The organism is Psychrobium sp. MM17-31, from assembly GCF_022347785.1.
Classification (GTDB): Bacteria; Pseudomonadota; Gammaproteobacteria; order Enterobacterales; family Psychrobiaceae; genus Psychrobium.
Map to the genome: position 1 here is coordinate 272,936 of NZ_JAKRGA010000001.1, position 17,974 is coordinate 290,909.

15 protein-coding genes are annotated in these 17,974 nt (G+C 44.0%); 3 read left to right on the plus strand and 12 right to left on the minus strand.

Going from position 1 to position 17,974, the window contains the following annotated elements; genetic code table 11:
- The first annotated feature begins 57 nt into the window (after nucleotides 1-57).
- Both MHM98_RS01170 and MHM98_RS01175 read left to right on the plus strand, forming a co-directional pair.
- Nucleotides 58-2,910, plus strand: coding sequence for a pitrilysin family protein (locus MHM98_RS01170; RefSeq protein ID WP_239437253.1), 2,853 nt, complete (start codon nucleotides 58-60; stop codon nucleotides 2,908-2,910).
- A 79-nt stretch (nucleotides 2,911-2,989) separates the two neighbouring features.
- A complete protein-coding gene (locus MHM98_RS01175; RefSeq protein ID WP_239437254.1) occupies nucleotides 2,990-3,517 on the plus strand; it encodes a hypothetical protein in 528 nt (175 codons plus the stop codon).
- Between the two features lie 60 nt (nucleotides 3,518-3,577).
- On the opposite strand, the gene MHM98_RS01180 is transcribed toward MHM98_RS01175, so the two are convergent.
- The 3 genes from MHM98_RS01180 to hldE all read right to left on the minus strand — a co-directional run bounded on the left by MHM98_RS01180 (nucleotide 3,578) and on the right by hldE (nucleotide 6,602).
- Entirely contained in the window at nucleotides 3,578-3,862 is a 285-nt protein-coding gene (locus tag MHM98_RS01180; protein WP_239437258.1) for a DUF3566 domain-containing protein, read from the minus strand.
- 645 nt (nucleotides 3,863-4,507) lie between these two features.
- Nucleotides 4,508-5,134: a suppressor of fused domain protein gene (locus MHM98_RS01185; RefSeq protein WP_239437260.1), complete on the minus strand. Its 627-nt coding sequence runs from the start codon at nucleotides 5,132-5,134 to the stop codon at nucleotides 4,508-4,510.
- Nucleotides 5,135-5,174: 40 nt separating this feature from the next.
- A complete protein-coding gene (gene hldE, locus MHM98_RS01190; RefSeq protein ID WP_239437261.1) occupies nucleotides 5,175-6,602 on the minus strand; it encodes a bifunctional D-glycero-beta-D-manno-heptose-7-phosphate kinase/D-glycero-beta-D-manno-heptose 1-phosphate adenylyltransferase HldE in 1,428 nt (475 codons plus the stop codon).
- Nucleotides 6,603-6,722: 120 nt separating this feature from the next.
- Between hldE and lpxL the strand changes: the two genes are divergently transcribed.
- Complete coding sequence (lpxL, locus tag MHM98_RS01195) at nucleotides 6,723-7,661, plus strand: LpxL/LpxP family Kdo(2)-lipid IV(A) lauroyl/palmitoleoyl acyltransferase (RefSeq protein ID WP_239437263.1); 939 nt, start codon at nucleotides 6,723-6,725, stop codon at nucleotides 7,659-7,661.
- A gap of 81 nt (nucleotides 7,662-7,742) precedes the next feature.
- Here the strand turns inward: lpxL and MHM98_RS01200 are convergent, their stop codons facing one another.
- The 9 genes from MHM98_RS01200 to MHM98_RS01235 all read right to left on the minus strand — a co-directional run bounded on the left by MHM98_RS01200 (nucleotide 7,743) and on the right by MHM98_RS01235 (nucleotide 17,881).
- Nucleotides 7,743-8,198: an NfeD family protein gene (locus MHM98_RS01200; RefSeq protein WP_239437264.1), complete on the minus strand. Its 456-nt coding sequence runs from the start codon at nucleotides 8,196-8,198 to the stop codon at nucleotides 7,743-7,745.
- 13 nt (nucleotides 8,199-8,211) lie between these two features.
- Complete coding sequence (locus MHM98_RS01205; protein ID WP_239437265.1) at nucleotides 8,212-9,150, minus strand: stomatin-like protein; 939 nt, start codon at nucleotides 9,148-9,150, stop codon at nucleotides 8,212-8,214.
- Nucleotides 9,151-9,360: 210 nt separating this feature from the next.
- Entirely contained in the window at nucleotides 9,361-10,464 is a 1,104-nt protein-coding gene (locus MHM98_RS01210) for a phosphoribosylaminoimidazolesuccinocarboxamide synthase (RefSeq protein WP_239437266.1), read from the minus strand.
- Between the two features lie 117 nt (nucleotides 10,465-10,581).
- Nucleotides 10,582-11,913 (minus strand): ATP-binding protein, encoded by a 1,332-nt coding sequence (locus tag MHM98_RS01215; RefSeq protein ID WP_239437270.1) that lies wholly within the window; start codon nucleotides 11,911-11,913, stop codon nucleotides 10,582-10,584.
- On the minus strand, nucleotides 11,910-12,719 hold the full coding sequence (locus MHM98_RS18890) for a sigma-54 dependent transcriptional regulator (protein WP_343229198.1): 810 nt from the start codon (nucleotides 12,717-12,719) through the stop codon (nucleotides 11,910-11,912). The genes MHM98_RS01215 and MHM98_RS18890 overlap by 4 nt, the downstream gene beginning before the upstream one ends.
- Nucleotides 12,665-13,282 carry a response regulator gene (locus MHM98_RS18895; protein WP_343229199.1) on the minus strand — a complete coding sequence of 206 codons (618 nt, stop codon included), beginning with the start codon at nucleotides 13,280-13,282 and terminating at the stop codon, nucleotides 12,665-12,667. Before MHM98_RS18895 ends, MHM98_RS18890 begins: the two co-directional genes overlap by 55 nt.
- Before the next feature lie 80 nt (nucleotides 13,283-13,362).
- Nucleotides 13,363-15,861, minus strand: a complete 2,499-nt coding sequence (locus tag MHM98_RS01225; RefSeq protein ID WP_239437272.1) for an FtsX-like permease family protein — start codon at nucleotides 15,859-15,861, stop codon at nucleotides 13,363-13,365.
- Between the two features lie 12 nt (nucleotides 15,862-15,873).
- A complete protein-coding gene (locus MHM98_RS01230) occupies nucleotides 15,874-16,611 on the minus strand; it encodes an ABC transporter ATP-binding protein (protein WP_239437275.1) in 738 nt (245 codons plus the stop codon).
- 16 nt (nucleotides 16,612-16,627) lie between these two features.
- On the minus strand, nucleotides 16,628-17,881 hold the full coding sequence (locus tag MHM98_RS01235; protein ID WP_239437277.1) for an efflux RND transporter periplasmic adaptor subunit: 1,254 nt from the start codon (nucleotides 17,879-17,881) through the stop codon (nucleotides 16,628-16,630).
- Between the last annotated feature and the right edge of the window lie 93 nt (nucleotides 17,882-17,974).

Here is a 17,974-nt window from a genome sequence, read left to right on the forward strand (position 1 = left end):
GCATCATCAGACAATTGAGTTACACTAACTCAGTTAACTCAATAAGATGATAATAATATGAAACTTTCTCCGCTTTTTGCCGCGACTATGACGGCAATGCTAGCCCTATCAGGCTGTGAAAATACTCAAGCGCCAAATTCAAAAGCTTCAGCAACAGAAACCGTTGCTAAAGCTGCAGCCAACGAAATCGCTTACGAAAAATTTACCCTAGATAACGGCTTAGAAGTTATCTTCCACACCGACCACAGCGACCCAGTGGTTGCCGTTGCCCTCACCTCTCACGTTGGCTCAGCCCGTGAATTACCGGGGCGCACAGGTTTTGCGCATTTATTCGAGCATCTATTGTTCTTAGAATCAGAAAACCTTGGTAAAGGCGGCTTAGATAAACTAAGTGCCCGTATCGGTGGCTCAGGCGCTAACGGTTCAACCAGCCGTGATCGCACCAACTACTATCAAGCTGTGCCGAGTAACGCACTTGAGAAAATGATTTGGGCGGAAGCCGATAAGCTAGGTTTCTTCATCAACACAGTAACTGAGCAAGTGCTAGCGAAAGAAAAACAAGTCGTTAAAAACGAGAAGCGTCAGAGCGTCGACAACCGTCCATACGGTCACACTTACGCCGTTATCGATAAAACACTTTATCCTGAAGGTCACCCATACAGCTGGCAGGTAATCGGCTCATTAACCGATCTGCAAAACGCCACCTTGGATGACGTGAAAAACTTCTTTAAGCGCTGGTATGTGCCAAACAACGTAACACTGGTTGTATCTGGTGATTTCGATCCTAAACAAGCGAAAGAATGGGTTCACAAATACTTTGACGAAATCAAACGCGGCGAAGATGTCGTGCCAAACAAAAAACAACCTGCGGTATTAACTGAATCTCGCAAGGTGATGTTTGAAGATAGCCTAGCGCAATTGCCAGCATTGACCATGGTATGGCCAACGGTGCCAATTTATCACCCTGATTCATACGCGCTATCTGTGCTGTCAGAGTTACTTGGCGATGGTAAATCAGCGCCATTAAACAAAGAGCTAGTTGATAAGCTAAAACTGACTTCATCAGTAGATGTCTACGGTTGGGAATCTGAGCTTGCAGGCCAATTCTTTATCTCAAGCCGCGGCTTTAAAGACGTGAAACTTGACGATATCGAAGGCGGCATTCAAGCGGCACTAGCGAACTTTGAAAAGAACGGTTTCGAGCAAGCAGACTTAGATCGCATTAAAGCCGGCCAAGAAACCGCATTCTACCAAAGCATTTCTAGCGTATTAGGCAAAGGCTTCCAGCTTGCTCAATACAACATCTTCGCCGACGATCCGGGTTACATTAACCAGCACGGCAAAAACATTCTTGCAGTAACCAAAGACGACGTATGGCGCGTGTATAACAAGTACATTAAAAACAAACCATTCGTAGCCACTAGCTTTGTACCAACAGGCGAAACTAAACTTGCACTCTCTGGCTCTAAACTAGTCACCGTTGAGCAAGAAAAAATCGTGATGGGTGCAGAAGAAAGCTTCGACGCATCACAACAAGCGACTTATAAAAGAACGCCATCGACCTTTGATCGCACCGTCGAACCACCATACGGTAAAGATCCTGTATTAGCAGTACCACAAGTGTGGAATGAAACCCTAGATAACGGTATTAAAGTCTCTGGCATCGTCAGCAACGAAACGCCATTGGTGCAAGTAAACATCGATATCGCTGGCGGTATGTTATTCGACGACATCAACAAAGTTGGCGTGGCGAACTTAGTAGGCGAACTACTTAATCGCGGTACACAAAGCCAAAGCATTAGCCAATTTGAAGATGCAATCAAAGCCCTAGGCGCATCAATCGACACCTACACCACCAGCGACAGTATTCGCATTTCAGCAAGCATGCTTGCCCGTAATTACGATGCGGTAATGGCGCTTATTAGCGATATGCTATTACACCCGCGTTGGGATGCCGAAGAATTCGCGCAAACTAAAGCGCGCCTTAAAAATCAGCTGATCCAGCAAAAAACTAGCCCACGCGCTATTGCTAACAGTCAGTTCAACCAATTGGTGTACGGCAAAGACAATATTTTCGCCTACAACCAAGCGGGTAGCATTGAATCATTGGATAAAATTACCCTCGATGATTTAAAAGCCTATTACTTTGATAACATGCTGCCAAACCTTGCCACCATGCAAATTGTGGGTGACATCAAAGAAGAGCAAGTGTTAGCGCCGCTAACGATGTTAAACGCCAAGTGGAAAGCGAAAGAGCGCACTTTGCCAACGATTAAGCAACCTACGCTCGCTGATAAACCGCAACTGTATTTCTACGACATACCGGGCGCAAAGCAATCACAACTGCGCATTGGTCATGCATCATTGCTCGCTAGTGATAAGAACTTCTACAATGCACAAGTGATGAACTATCGCTTAGGCGGTGGTGGTTTTGCCTCTAAACTCACCCAAGAGCTACGTGAAACCAAAGGCTACACCTACGGCATTCGCTCAAACTTCCTTGGCAACAACTACCAAGGTAACTTCATGATCAGCACAGGCGTGCGTTCAAACGTTACCCTAGAGTCATTAGAGCTAATTCGCGATATGACGAACAATTACGCCAAAGATTACTCAATGGGTGATTTAGATACAACGAAGAGTTTCTATCTCAAGAGTAACGCCCGCCGCTTTGAAACCCTTGACGCCAAACTCGGTATCTTGCGCAACATGGCGAAATACGACTTGCCAGCCAACTACGTACAGTTGCGCGCAAACAGCGTCGAAAAGCTAACTGAGCAACAAGTTAAAGGCCTAGCCATCGACTACATCAAACCACAAAGCATGATTTACGTGGTTGTTGGCGATGCTAAAACCCAGCTTAAGCGCTTAGACAAACTTGGTCTTGGTAAGCCAGTTTTATTGAATTAAAGTAATTCAATAAACCAGTGCGAAAAACAGCAAAAGCCATTATCGTTGGATAATGGCTTTTGTATTTGGGGAAATGCTAATGTCTTTGCTTGGTAAAAAGCTGGACAATTGGGATGGTAAATCCACCGATGATTTACGCCACATCTACGCCTCAATAGAAAGTGCTCATTTCGATTCTGCCAAACGACAAAATCCATCGCTGATTGACGCACTGATGCGCCATTTTCCACAACATCCAATCGCAGTCACTTGGTTGGTAAAACACGCCGTTGAAAATGACTATTCACTGTCGTTACTGCATAACGAAAAATTACTAGAACACTTATTAGAAAATCCAACTTGGCAATCAATGCTACATATCCTTCAAATATCAGAACATCTAACAATTTCCAAAAGTCTAACCACTGCGCTGTACGCCAAACTGCGCCATAACTTAAGCCACGATAATAAATTCATTCGCGCATGGAGTTATCACGCCCTAGCTGTGCTCACGAAACAATATTCAGAGTTTAAGCAGGAAGTTAATGAGCTACTGAGAATGGCACTCACGGATGAAGCGCCGTCTTTAAAGGCGAGAATTAGAGGTATTTTGAAAAATACCAAGTAAATACTAGCGTAATATGCCAAATCAAAGAGCAATCATTTCCTAGCTTTGGCAGCTTCTAAATTACTCTGTGTTTGAATCTTTGAGTTCAAACTCAATGCCGCCAATGTATTGAAAAGCAAAATTGTAGATAACACAGAATATCACGCTAAAAAGATAACCCACAACAAGATAAATCAACGGTATGGCCAGAAACATTGAAAAAACCTTACTGTTCGGTAAGACATGTGAAACAGAATAATCCATTGTTATACCTAACAGTAGTAATGGCATTGAGCAAGCTGCCATTAAAATGCCAATCACCTTGCCATTTTGATGTGGAGATAATCGTTTGATTTGTTTTTTCATAGGACTTCCTTGTGAAGAATTTAAATATATCTAAGTGAGCTTAGCTGTTAAATTTTCAATTGTTGATAATAAGTTATGCGATTACAAAACCATCAATGTAATAACATCACTGTCTTGATTGAAGGTCTTATAAGAGAATCACCATCATACACGCCAAGAAATTATGAAGTGCGTGAATACTTGCAGTAACGCTAAAAGCAGCCTGAGTAGAATATTTCTCCCACCTCAAATAAACAGTTGAAAATATTATAAAACTAGTAAAAATAAAAAGTCCCCAGGTTGGTATTAAAAGAGAGTGTAAGCACGACCAGATCACGGCGCTACAGATTATTACGCCCCAAAAACGAACTGTAAAACATTTGATTAACTTGATGATTGGACGCATTAATAATGTTTCAATGACTGGGGCTATTATGACGTAACCCAAAAAGTCGACGAACGACAAAGGGCTGCCATCGATATCAGAGTCAAGATTTAAACTAAAATCAAAAATATTGTTAATGGCAAACCCGAATACAATGCTGATAAAAAAACATAAAAATCCAGCCTTGAGTATATAAATCAGTTTGTTTTCATTAGTGATGGTTAACAAGACTTAAAAATCCTTTTCGTTTACTAAAAGTGTGTTAATCCACGCAATAGCTACTAAACAATACTTAATCGCTTTGGCTCAATTTTAAATGAGCCATAACAGTCAAAGAGTTTATTTGCCAATTCATCCGAACCTTGGACCTTTGCGAACTCAAGCTCTTGCACGGTAATGCCTGTAATTTGTAATAAATCTACTCTTCCAGACGTAAGTTGGAATGAAGAGGGAAACAGCTTGGGTTCAACGACCAAAAGGCTTGCAATATTTTGCGCTACAGACTGGGGGATGCGATCCCCATAATCAATTAACGGTTTATCACCATAATGACCAACGGAAACTAGAATATTGAAGGCGAGAAGACTTCTCATAATCGGTATTGCCCAGTCATATTCGATGTCAGTTTCTAAAATAAACTCCATGCCGAATCCCGAGAACTCATCTGGTTCAACGTGTTCCCAAGGGTTCGACATACCGGAGGTTACATATACCCATGTATCTCTCGTCGCTATTGGCGGGCACTTAAAAACGCCAAAGTGCAGCCAACGAGGATCTATTTCTTCAACGTTAAATTGATTACTAAATATTGTATTATCGAGCGGATAAATACCTTCTCCCGTGCCACCAAAGAGCGCTGGATAGATTTGCACCTCACGTTGCTCCCAAGCATCTTCAAGTAAGCTCATATAATTCCTTATATATGAATCAACGCATTAACTATAATTACTAATTCCCGCGAATCGCATCGATAATTTTGGTGGTCGAACAACCGTCTTCAAAGTTAAGCACTTTTACTTCACCGCCGTTGGCGATAACTTCTTCGCCGCCAGCGATTTCGTGAACTTGATAATCACCGCCTTTTACAAGCATATCTGGCAAGATCTCGCTGATAAGTTCACGTGGCGTGTCTTCGCCAAAACTTACTACCCAATCGACAGCGCCAAGACCTGCTAGAACAGCCATGCGACGATCTACTGGATTTACAGGGCGCGCTTCGCCTTTGAGGCGGCGTACTGAATCGTCATCGTTAACGGCAACGATTAGGCGGTCGCCTAAATTACCTGCGTGACCAAGATATGAGACATGACCTGCGTGGAGGATATCGAAACAACCGTTGGTGAGAACCACTTTTTCACCGCGTGCTTGCGCTGCGCGTACCGCAATTTTTAGTTGCTCAGGTGAAATAACACCAAAGCCAGCTTCTGGATGAGATTTTGCAAGCTCATTGGCTAGTTCAATTGTACTAACAGTTGAAGTACCTAACTTACCAACAACCACGCCAGCACCGATGTTGGCTAGCGCACAAGCTGATTCTAAATCACTGCCTGCAGCCACTGCAGTTGCTAACACAGAAATTACCGTATCGCCCGCGCCAGTTACATCGTAAACTTCACGCGCCATCGCAGGGAAATGCAGCTCTTGCTGGTCGCGACGTAGCAATGTCATGCCATGCTCTGAACGTGTAACGAGTAGCGCAGTTAAATCTAGCTCAGTCATTAACTGCTGGCCTTTAGCGACGATTTCTTCTTCGTCTTTACAAGCGCCAACCACTTGCTCGAACTCGCTCATGTTCGGTGTTAATAAAGTCGCGCCGCGATATTTTGAGAAGTCGCTGCCTTTAGGATCGATAAATACTGGTTTGTTTTGCGCGCGGCACAGCGCAATCATCTCACTGACATCGCTTAACGTGCCTTTGGCATAGTCCGATAAAATAACGACTGACGATGATTCAATGCCCTTGCGTAATTTATCGAGTAGCGGAGCCGTTGGTAATTGCGCCGCATTCTCTTCGAAATCCAAACGAATAAGCTGCTGATTACGGCTGATCACACGTAATTTAGTGATAGTTGGAATTTGCGACTGCTGATAAAAATCGGTGTCGATAGATAAACCTTCCAGCTTGTCCGTCAAGATGCGCCCTGCTTCGTCATCACCTGTGATACCAATGATATTACAAGCACTGCCTAGCGCTGCGATGTTTAGCGCCACGTTCGCCGCGCCGCCGGGTCTATCTTCAATTTGCTCTACCTTAACAACGGGTACTGGGGCTTCAGGAGAAATACGTCCTGTTGGACCGTGCCAGTATCTGTCTAACATCAAATCGCCGAGAACTAATACCTTGGCCTGCTGAAAATTTGGTAAAGCAATTGTCATTATTTTTATCCATAGTCAAAGATGCGAGTGATTGTACCACGCAAATATCGAGTTTGTTGAGACATAAGCCTTGGAAATCAGATACAATATGCGTCCGTTTTTATTTTTAAGGACAATGTTTTGAGTGATAACGTCATCAATCAATCGCAATTCAAACTGAGTTTTCTTCATCCGCGCTACTGGTTGTTGTGGTTTGGTGTTGGTTTATTGTGGTTAACCGTAACTTTATTGCCATATCGCGTGCTCGTTAAGTTGGGCGGTGGTATTGGTTTGCTGCTTATGCGTTTATTGAAAAAGCGTGAAAAAACTGCGGTGCGTAACTTAGAACTTTGTTTTCCTGAAATGACTCAAGCCGAGCGCGACAAGATTTTGCGCGGTCATGCGAAATCGGTCGGCATCGCCTTAATGGAAACTGGTATGGCGTGGTGGTGGCCAACTTGGCGTATCCAAAAGCTAGTGACGATTTCAGGTTTAGAGCACTTAGAACAAGCTAAGAAAGACGGTAAAGGTGTGTTGTTGTTCGCACTCCACAGTTTCTGTTTAGAAATCGGCGGCAGATTGTTTAGCACTCAAGCTAAATTAACTGGTGTTTACCGCCCTCACAACAATCCCGTGATGGAACATTTACAAGTGTGTGGTCGCAATCGCTCAGCGCGTTTAATTACCAAGCGTAACATCCGTGCGATGATTTCTGCGCTCGCCGATGGTGAAGCGGTTTGGTACACGTCAGATCAAGACTTTGGCCGCAGTAAAGCGGTATTCGTGCCATTTTTCGCCGTGCCAGACGCCGCAACTGTTGTTGGTGCCAGCATCTTAACCAAGGGCGCGCCGTCAGTCGTTTTACCTTATGTAATCACCCGTAATGACGATGGCAGTGGTTATCACATCGAACTCAGCGCACCGCTGGAAAACTTCCCAAGCGGCAACGACGAGCAAGATGCCATTTACTCTAACTCAATTGTTGAGAAAGGCATTATGAAAGCGCCAGAGCAATACATGTGGTTGCACCGCCGCTTTAAAACTCGCCCGAATCCTGATGACCCATCGCTGTATAAGTAATATATTTCAGGCACAAAAAAAGCGTTAATGATTAAATTATTAACGCTTTTTACTGTCTTCTTGTTTTAGGGCGAATTAAAACTAACTACATTGTTTTACCCGCAGCTTGCCAACGCTAACATCGGTAATTTCTACTTCTAACCCCAACATGATTTTTTCATCGCTACTCACCGACCATTCGATGCCGCTGTAACGACATTTAATTGGATGACCGGGACTCAAATCTTCAGGTAATAAAAAGCGATCGCCAATCATATCGTTGGTTACTTGAGTGGTAGTGACATTGTCTTGCATCATCTTCAGCGGCTTCCAACTTATCGCTGCGGTAATTGCCGATAACACGCCAACTGACAGCAAAGCATCAACCAAATCGTGTTCGATAATGCCAAGACCAACGATGATGCCAGTTAGTACACTAGCAACACCGACGAAGAATAGGATAAAGGTTGCAAAACCCAGCATTAGGATTTCTATGGCCAATAACACCAAGCCAATAATCACTAATGATTGCGCTAAATTGTCCGTAATTACATCCATGATTACCCCCTATTTATTGGCGAGAGTTTAGCGACTGGATAATAGTTGTTGCTTGCGCCACCATCGACGCCGCATCAGTGCCGCTGTCTGGTAATAGTACCACGGAAGACTCTTTAGCGATATTTGCCTTTGCTTCAATTGCTTGGGTTGCAAGATCAAGTTCTACTGCTTTTTGACCATCGCCAGTATTAGCCGCCGCACCAACTTCGATTAATGCTTGCGCCTTAGCTTGCGCTACCGCGAGGATTGCCGCTGCTTCACCTTGCGCTTTTAATACTTGTTCTTCTTTTTCCGCTTGCGCTTTTAATACGACCGATTGCTTGTGACCTTCTGCCACATTGATAGCCGATTGGCGATCACCTTCTGATTCTAGAATTTGCGCACGTTTAACACGCTCAGCTTTCATTTGCGCTTCCATCGCTTCCATAACGGTATTTGGTGGCACGATATCTTTGATCTCGTAACGCAGTACCTGAATCCCCCAAGGAGAAGATGCGTCGTTAATAGATTGAACAATAGCGGCGTTTAACTGGTCGCGCTCTTCAAAGGTTTTATCTAACTCCATTTTACCCAACTCACTACGCATAGTTGTTTGCGCCAGTTGAGTTACTGCAAATACGTAATCATCAACGCCGTAAGTCGCTTTATAAGGATCTAATACGCGGAAATACAACACGCCATCAACGTGCAATGAAATATTATCGCGAGTAATAGCGCTTTGGCTTGGCACGTCAACCGCTTGCTCTTTTAACGAACGATCGGCACCGATGCGATCAATAAAAGGAACGATAAAGTTAAGGCCCGCTTCGCAGGTTGTGCGATATTTTCCAAAACGTTCAATCATAAAGGCGCGGTTTTGCGGCACAAAAATGATTGATGATTTGAGGATGATTACGACTAAAACGAGTACGAAAAATTGTACGGTTAAGATGTATTCTAAGATGATATCCATTGTGATTCCCTGTGAGTTCCATGTCATCGATTAACAACATTAATGATTAAAGATAGTCGATAACAATTCGTTTACAACTCATCCTATCATACTTTAGTTTAAGATCCTGTAAGTTATTGTAAGAAATCAATATAGGTCGGCATTAGTAGGGAAATACAAACAAAAAAGCCACGTCAAATAACGTGGCTTAGGATCAGAATATTAGTAGATTTAATCAACTAGTTGATAGTCGTCGCGTAATACCTTAATGATTTCGGCTTTTGGATTATCGCTTAATTCAATCTTCTGACCAGTAATGCGCTCGGCAATCGAAACATAGGTTTGCGATACTTGATTTAAAATTTCTACAGGTAACGGATTATCGTTGGCTAATGCAGAGCGCTCGTCCATACGATCTTTGTTAAGCAGAATATCCGGATCTGGGAAGTGGTTTAACAGGGTTTGTCTAAAGCCTTCTTTTGAATTCTCTACCACTTTGCCTTGGCGATATAATTCACCGTCCCAAATACGTGATGAATCAGGCGTGCCCACTTCATCCATATAAATGAGTTTTTCGGCGCCATTAGCATCGTTCACATAACCAAACTCGAATTTAGTATCAACAAATACTTGGTCGATGTCGCTAAGTTGGCCAGAAATTAAATCAAAGCCTTCTTGCAGCAAACGCTCATATTGCGCGATGTCGCCTTCACTTGAAAAACCAAAGGCTTGATAGCTATCAACGATATTTTTGCGCGTAATATTCACGTCATCTACTTCTGGTACGCCATCAATACCTTTTAAAATACCTTTGGTAGACGGCGTCATTAAAGTGCGGTCTAAACGCTGATCTTTAGTTAAGCCTTCTGGTAGCGTAATACCACAAAACTCGCGCTCGCCTTTTTCATAAGCGCGCCACATTGAACCAGTGATGTATTGACGACAAATCGCTTCAATCATCACAGGACGTGCTTTTTGCACAATCCATACGAATGGGTGCGGAATATCTAGGATATGACTATCGGCTAAACCATTGTCTTTAAATAATTTAAACCAGTGATTTGAAATAGCATTTAATGCAGCGCCTTTACCCGGAACGCCTTTTAAACCGCCCTCGCCTTGCCAAATACAATCAAATGCCGAAATGCGATCGCTGATTACCATGATCGCCAATGGCGAATCTTCTGCTACGTCATAACCTTTTTCTTTGATTAAACGCGCGCTGTCTTCGGGGGTTAGCCAATATACGCTGCGAACTTTACCACTGTGGACGGGTTGATTGGTACGGATAGGCAAGTCGTCGTTAACTGCCAAGACGGAATCTGCAAGACTCATTGAGGTTTCCTGTCACTGAAATAGCCAAAAATCACTTGGTAAGGACCACCAAGTTACACAAGTCGGGCATGATACCAGAAACCGTTTAATTTACTAGTTAATGTGACGAAAATCACATTAACAATTTGGCAAGGAAATAGTAGCTATTACGCCTTGTTTATCGTCTCGGTTAACCAGTGTCAATTCACCGCCGTGGTTGCGAATAATTTGGCGCGATAATACTAGTCCAATGCCACTCCCTGCATTTTTGGTGGTGTAAAACGGAACGAAAATATTGTCCATGTTGCTAATACCATTACCGTTGTCAGTAATGGTTATTTGTACTTTGTTATCAAATAGCTGCGCGCCAATAGCAATATGACCACTGCTACTTGCGCTTTGATTGGCCTCACACGCATTTTTCAAAAGATTCACTAACACTTGCTCTAGCTGGCTTTCATCGCCATAGCATTGCCAATGCTCGTCAATGGCATTGACCTCGATGTTGTCAAACAACCGCGCGCTCGTTGCAATAAGCTGACTTAAACTGATCATCGCCTTTTGCGGCTCAGGCAATTTAGTGAGCTGCTGATAACGTTTAATAAAATCATTAAGGTGCAACGAGCGTTCGCTAATTACCGCTAGCCCTTCTTGAAAATCGCTCGGCGCTAATACATCGCTACCCGCAACACTGGCTTGATGCAAAGACTCACTAATCGATGCAATTGGCGCTAGAGAATTATTGATTTCATGGCTTAATACTCGGAGCAATCGCTGCCATGCACTGCGCTCTTCATCGCGCAAAATATCTTGAATGTCGGTAATAAAAATCAATCGATGTTTGTTGCCTTGCTCAAAATATTCATCACTATGTAAATACACTTTTTTGCGATTTTGTTTAATTTCAAATTCCACCACTTCGCGATAGTCTTTAGGTAAAGCGGTTGCCAAACCAAGCATATGAACAGGCGCACCATCTAAACGGCTAAATTTAACGTCAAATAACTGCTCTGCTGCTGGGTTCATTAGCGAAATGCATTGGTGATGATCAACGGCAACAATGGCGACATCGATATGAGAAATGATTTTATGCAGCAGGATTTGGCGCTCTTTATTCACTAGATTTTGCTGCGCCATCGAATCGGCCAATGAATTAAGCAGCTGATTAAATTCGTTAAGGGCACTGTTGCTGCCACGCATTTTAGCCCGCAATGAAAAATCGCCACTAGTGAGCGATTCCATTAAGTTGGTTGCGGTGCGTAATTGCGCGACAATTAATCTGCGAATTTCGAAAGCGCCAAAAATAACCACAGCGGTGGTGAGTGAAAGCACAAGCATTTTGAAGTAAATACTAATGTCGATATAAAACAAAGCCACTGTTAATAGTAACAATGGCAGCAAACCTATCAGCAGGCTCAGGCGCAATAACTTGTTTTCATAACTGGTGCTGTGCTCGGCGGGTTTACTCACAAATTGTATTTCTCTAATCGGCGATAATAGGCGCTTCTACTTAACCCCAAGGATTGCGATGTTTCAAGTGCTTTATTATCAAACTTTGCCATGCGCTGTTTGATTAGCGTGCACTCGATATCGTCCAAGGTGCCACTGCTAAAGAGCTGACTCATGCCCTCATCGTCACTATCGGCTTTGCTTAGACCAAGATCTTGGGCCGAGATTTTTTCGCCAGCACACAAGAATAGAGCGCGCTCTACCATGTGATTTAACTCGCGCACGTTACCCGGCCAATCGTATTGTTGCATAGCGTCGATGGCTGTTTCATCAAATCCTGCAACGCTCAGTTGATACTTTTGATTGTGTTGATCTAAAAAGCTCATTGCCAATGGCAAAATATCATCGACGCGCTCTCGCAGTGGCGGAATGCGAATTTCCACCGTGTTTAAACGATAGAGTAAGTCTTGGCGAAATTTATTTTCGCTAATCAATTCATCAAGCGGTGAGTTGGTGGCGGAAATTAAACGCACATCCATGGTTTGCGTTTTCGAACTACCCAGCTTCTCAAACTCGTGCTCTTCTAGCACCCGTAACAATTTAGCTTGTTGCGATAGTGGAATATTGGCGATTTCATCGAGGAAAATACTGCCTTGCTCTGCCAGTTCAAAGCGGCCGATGCGATTGTTTTTGGCATCTGTAAAGGCACCTTTTACATGACCAAACATTTCGCTTTCAAAGAGGCTTTCACTAATCGCCCCCATATTCACTGCTACATATGAATGGTTATGGCGCGGTGAACAACGATGAAGATAATCGGCAAACATGCTTTGCCACAGCCATTTTCGCCGGTGAGCATAATACTCATGTCGCTCAGGGCTAGCTTTTCTAACTGCGTTAAAAGTTGTTTCATAACAGCTGATTCTGCCACAATATTACAACTTGGTGTCGAGCGTTCATTCGATAACAAGGCGTTATGCGCTGCTAACTTATTGCCAAGACGGCGTGATTGTTTAAGGCTGATTTGATTTTGTAAAATCGACAATAAGCGCTCGTTACCCCAAGGCTTTTGGACAAAATCGCTAGCACCTAACTTCATCACATCAACGGCAATATCAACACTGCTATAACCTGTCATCACCACAATTGGTAATAATTCATCGAGCTTTTTAAGATCGTTAATTAACGCCATACCTTCTTGGCCCGATGTGGTGTCAGCCTGATAATTTAAGTCAATTAACGCCACATCAAATTCGCGCTTAGTAGCATGCTCAATCGCCTCATTTGGCGTTTGCGCGACCACAACGTCGAATTGGTGGGTTTTAAGTAACAGTTTTAACGCCATGATGATTTGAACATCGTCATCGGCAATTAAAATAGAATGAGTCATGGTGATCCTTTTAACTCTAAACTCTTTTATGATGAATAAGACAGTGAGCCTATCACAGGCTCACTGTTGTTCGCTATCGACTAATCGTGATGCAAGGCATTACTCGGTTCCATCAGCACAACGCGCCTTGTTGGGATGTAGGTTGCCATCAGCACCATCGCTATAATTAGCGCTGGAATGAGCACAAACCCGATGTAATAACTCACTTGGTTCATGACCAAGGTGTCAGTCATCATATCGATAATCCACACTGATAACCCAAGTCCGAATAGTAACCCTAGTGCTAATTGCACTGCTGCTTGCTTCATAAACAAGCGCATTACCATAGAATCTGTTGCACCAAGGGCGCGGCGCACGCCAATTTCCTGTGTCCGTTGAGTCACGCCATTTGACGCCACAGCGTAGATGCCACTCGCCGCTAGGAATACAGCAACCACACCACATAATAAGAAGATTTTACTCACCGCCGATACCAAAATCATCGGCTGATAAATTAACTCTTCATAAGTTTGTACATGGAATGCGGCGACGCGTGGATCAATCTCAATGATAGACTCGCGCAATGCTTTTTCTGCCAATGCTTGACGCCCGGTGTAATGCACAGCCACGTTGATACGCGTTGGCGCAAAGGCATCGAACACGTGATACGAGTTATACGACGCACTTGATGAGCGCATCGCCGAGCCGTGGAAGGTGTCAGATACCACACCAATAATGGTATTCCAATCACCAGTACCACGCGAGTTAACACGACGTACACGTTTACCCACGGCATCGCCATTAGGGAAAAACTCACGCGCAATAGATTCATTGATAATGATACTTAGCACGCCGGGCTCACTATCACGATAATCAAAATCACGGCCATCTACGATCTTCATACCAACCACGTGCCACGAATCACGACTTACAATCTCGTTGTTACTGTATGGGTTTTCGTTGTAAACCTCTGCAGCACGACCTTCTATCTCGAAGTAACTGGTGCCTTCGCCAGAGCCTGGGAATTGACTCATAAATGCCACACCTTCGACATTTGGCAGCGCTTCCATCTTCTCTTTAAGCTGATAGTAAAAATCTGAACGCTTAAATCCTGCCTTGCGTTGCTCTTCTTCTGGCGCGTTACGTCCCGGGTGGGCATACGCCAAAATTGGTAACTCAAGACGCGCAGTGATGCGATTGTCAGTGTCCACTCCATAGTCGGCACGTGCCGATGCATAGCTGGTGTATAACAAGATCGTTGCTATTACTAGTACCACACAAGAAAGCAGAATTTCTGAAATAACCAGAGCCTTACTCGCCTGCGCGGCTTTCTTGCCTAACGCACCGCGGGTACCGTCGCGTAAAATTGCGTTAAAGTCCCCCGTTAAGGCGCGCCAAGCGGGGATCAAACCAGTAATAGCAATCATAAAGATGACAGTTAACACAAGGGCAATCACAGCATGGCTGTCTAAGGCTAGTGTCCACCAGAATGGTTTTTGCTGATCGACAGCATAAGCTGCATCAAACACGCCGTTAGTTATTTCTAATCCCCAGCCAGCCACTAAGATGGCAAAGAAACCGCCAATGACACAGATAAAGATACTTTCCCACAGCATTTGCCACACTAGGCGCACACGTGGAATACCAAGAGCCACTCGAATCGCAACCTCTTTGATGCGCTCATTAACACGCGCCAGCAACAAGTTACCTATGTTGATACAAGCAAGCATTAAAATTAGGAACACCACGATAAACATCGCGATAAAGATTGAATAATATTGTGTGATGCTCGCCTTTTTATAAGGTTGAACACTTAGATATTCACCGTTATCACTAACGCGCCAGATAAAATCTTCAGGAATATCTTGAATGATTAATGGGTTTAAACGCTCAAGCTCTTGCTCAAATTCACTAAAATCACGTCCTTCTTTTAGCTTCATAAAACCAAGCACCGAACGACCACTACGCTCTACCGCATTAATAAATTCTGGCGGCAGCAATAACCATGCTTGCGCCGTCATCGGGAATGCGAAACCTTGTGGCATAACGCCAACCACACGCATTTTCTCGCCTTCGACTGTGAGCAAACTATTAACGACTTTCTCGTTGCTATCGAAGTAATCACGCCAAATTTCATAACTCAACATCACCACAGGTTCAGCGCCCTTTTGCTGATCGCTTTCCCTAAAACCGCGGCCGTATAGTGGCGGTGTCGATGCAAACTCAAAAACATTCCAGCTGACGTAAGATGCATTAAACTTCACGGTGCCAGACTTGCCTTCAATATCTTGAAATAGCGCGGTACCGTCTTGATAAAAACCAATGTCATCTACGGCATCGATTTCTTTTTTCACACGCTCTAAATCAAAGGGATCAGCAGGACGACGAAACAGATGATTGTGATCGAACTGCGCTTCGATAGCATAAATTGGCTGATCGCCATTAAGCGTCATTGGTTTAAACACCAAGCTATTAAGCATCGAGTAGGTATAAACCGTTAACCCCAAACCAACCGCGACAATCAAAATACTGGTGAGGGCAAACAACGGCTTTTTCAGCAGCAATCGCGCGGCATATTTAATATCTATCCAAAAAGACATAATAATCTCCTATTACACCGCAATTGCCGACGCGCTGGCAGTTTGCTTGTCAGCAACAATCTTGCCATCGAACACTTCAATCATGCGACTAGCGCGCGCTGCAGATGCAGGATCATGCGTCACCATACAAATGGTTACGCCATCTTGGTGCAGCTTATCCAACAGATTCATAACGATTTGCGCATTTTTAGAGTCGAGGTTACCCGTTGGCTCATCGGCAAGGATGATTGACGGCGTACCCGCCAATGCTCGCGCAATGGCCACGCGCTGCTGCTGACCGCCTGAGAGCTGTGACGGAAAGTGGCTAGCACGATGGGCCATTTCAACTTTTTCGAGTGACTGAGTGACGCGTTCATTGATTTCGCTAGCAGATAAATCGCCGCGATACGTCAGTGGCAACGCAACATTTTCCGCAACGCTTAAATCACTAATGAGATTAAACGATTGGAATACAAAACCAATTTCCTTGTTGCGAATGCGCGCGCGCTCATCGCGTGATAAATCCGATACATCGTGCCCCGCCAGTTGATATTTGCCTTTGCTAGAGGTGTCGAGTAAGCCAAGTAGTGAGAGCAAAGTTGACTTACCGCACCCCGACGGCCCGGAGATAGACAGGTACTCACCTTTGTTGATGGTGAGATTAATACCGTTAAGTGCTTGGGTTTCAACTTCATCAGTGTGGAAGATTTTGTTGATGTCCACCAAGCTCACTAACGCTTGTTCGTTATTATTTGTTGTTTCGTTGCTCATGATAGTATTCCTTTGCTTAGTTAATGCTAACTTTTTGATGTGATTGCCACGCCGTAACATCAGATACAACGATGCTATCTCCCGGCTTAAGGCCTGATTTAATTTCAATGAATTGATTCGATGTTTGCCCGTAGGTGATATCGCGCTTAACCGCGTATTGCGATGCTTGATCAAGCACATAGACTTTGCTGGTGGTGTCGTTTTTCGCGAACATTGGGCGTTTTACGTAAAGTGTGTTTTCAATATCGGCAATATCGATAACGCCATCGATTGTTAGATCAGGACGCGCCTCAATTGGCAACTCGCCAACCAAATCAACATCCACCTGCACAGTGCCGTTAACCACTGCTGGGTCAATACGAATAATGTGGCCCTTGATTTCCGAACTGCGGGTATCAACCGTCACCGATTGCGATAACTTTACGTTTTTAATGAGTTTTTCAGGAATGCGCAGTTCAGCAATAAACAACCCACTACGCGCCAAACGCGCCAAGTTGTTGCCAGGATTAACCTGTTGTCCCAGCTCTAGCGGCATTTCTTGGACAATAGAATCCATGCTGGCGCGTACGGTTAGATTGTCCACTTGGGTTTGTGCTCGCGCTAGACTATGGCGTAAACGCTTGAGTTTGGCTTGGTAAGATAAGCGCTGTGCATCTAAATTTTCACGGCGCTTGGCAAGGCGCTTCTTCTCTAAGTCCCAACGCTGTTTAAAGCGATTCACTTCGATTTTCGCTTCTTGGTGTTTGATCTTAGAAATAGCGATAACGCCTTGCGTCAATAATGTATTTTCAGCATCAAATGTCAACTTAGCGCGTTCGTAATTGAGCTTCTCGTTAAGCACTACGGTTTCTTGATCCAACAGTTGAGACTCAAGCGATACTTCCAGCGCCGTTGTTTCCGCTTCCATTTCTTCAAGCTGCCACTGGAAATCTTCCATCTGTTGCACTAACTGCGGATTTGAAAGCTCTAAGATCACATCACCCTTTTTAACCACCGCGCCAGCTTTGGTAACAATGCGTTCTACGCGACCAGCAACATCTGTCGCCAACCAGCGAATATCTTTCGACGCCAAAACGCCCGTGCCGCGCACACGAACTTTCATATCGCCTTGTTCAACCGTCGCCACCAAAAGCGCATCGCGATCTACCACATAAGAGGCGTTACTAGGCTTGAAAACAAACGCCAACGTACTAAGGGCTACTACACCGATAGCGCCCACCATTAGCAGTGGTTTGCGTTTTGATTTTTTCTTATCTCTAACAATATCCATTTTCGGCTCACTTTTAACCTTGAATATTGATGACATTACAAGGGCTGTGCCAAAACAAATAAACACAATAAAAACAAAACCTTGGATAAATAA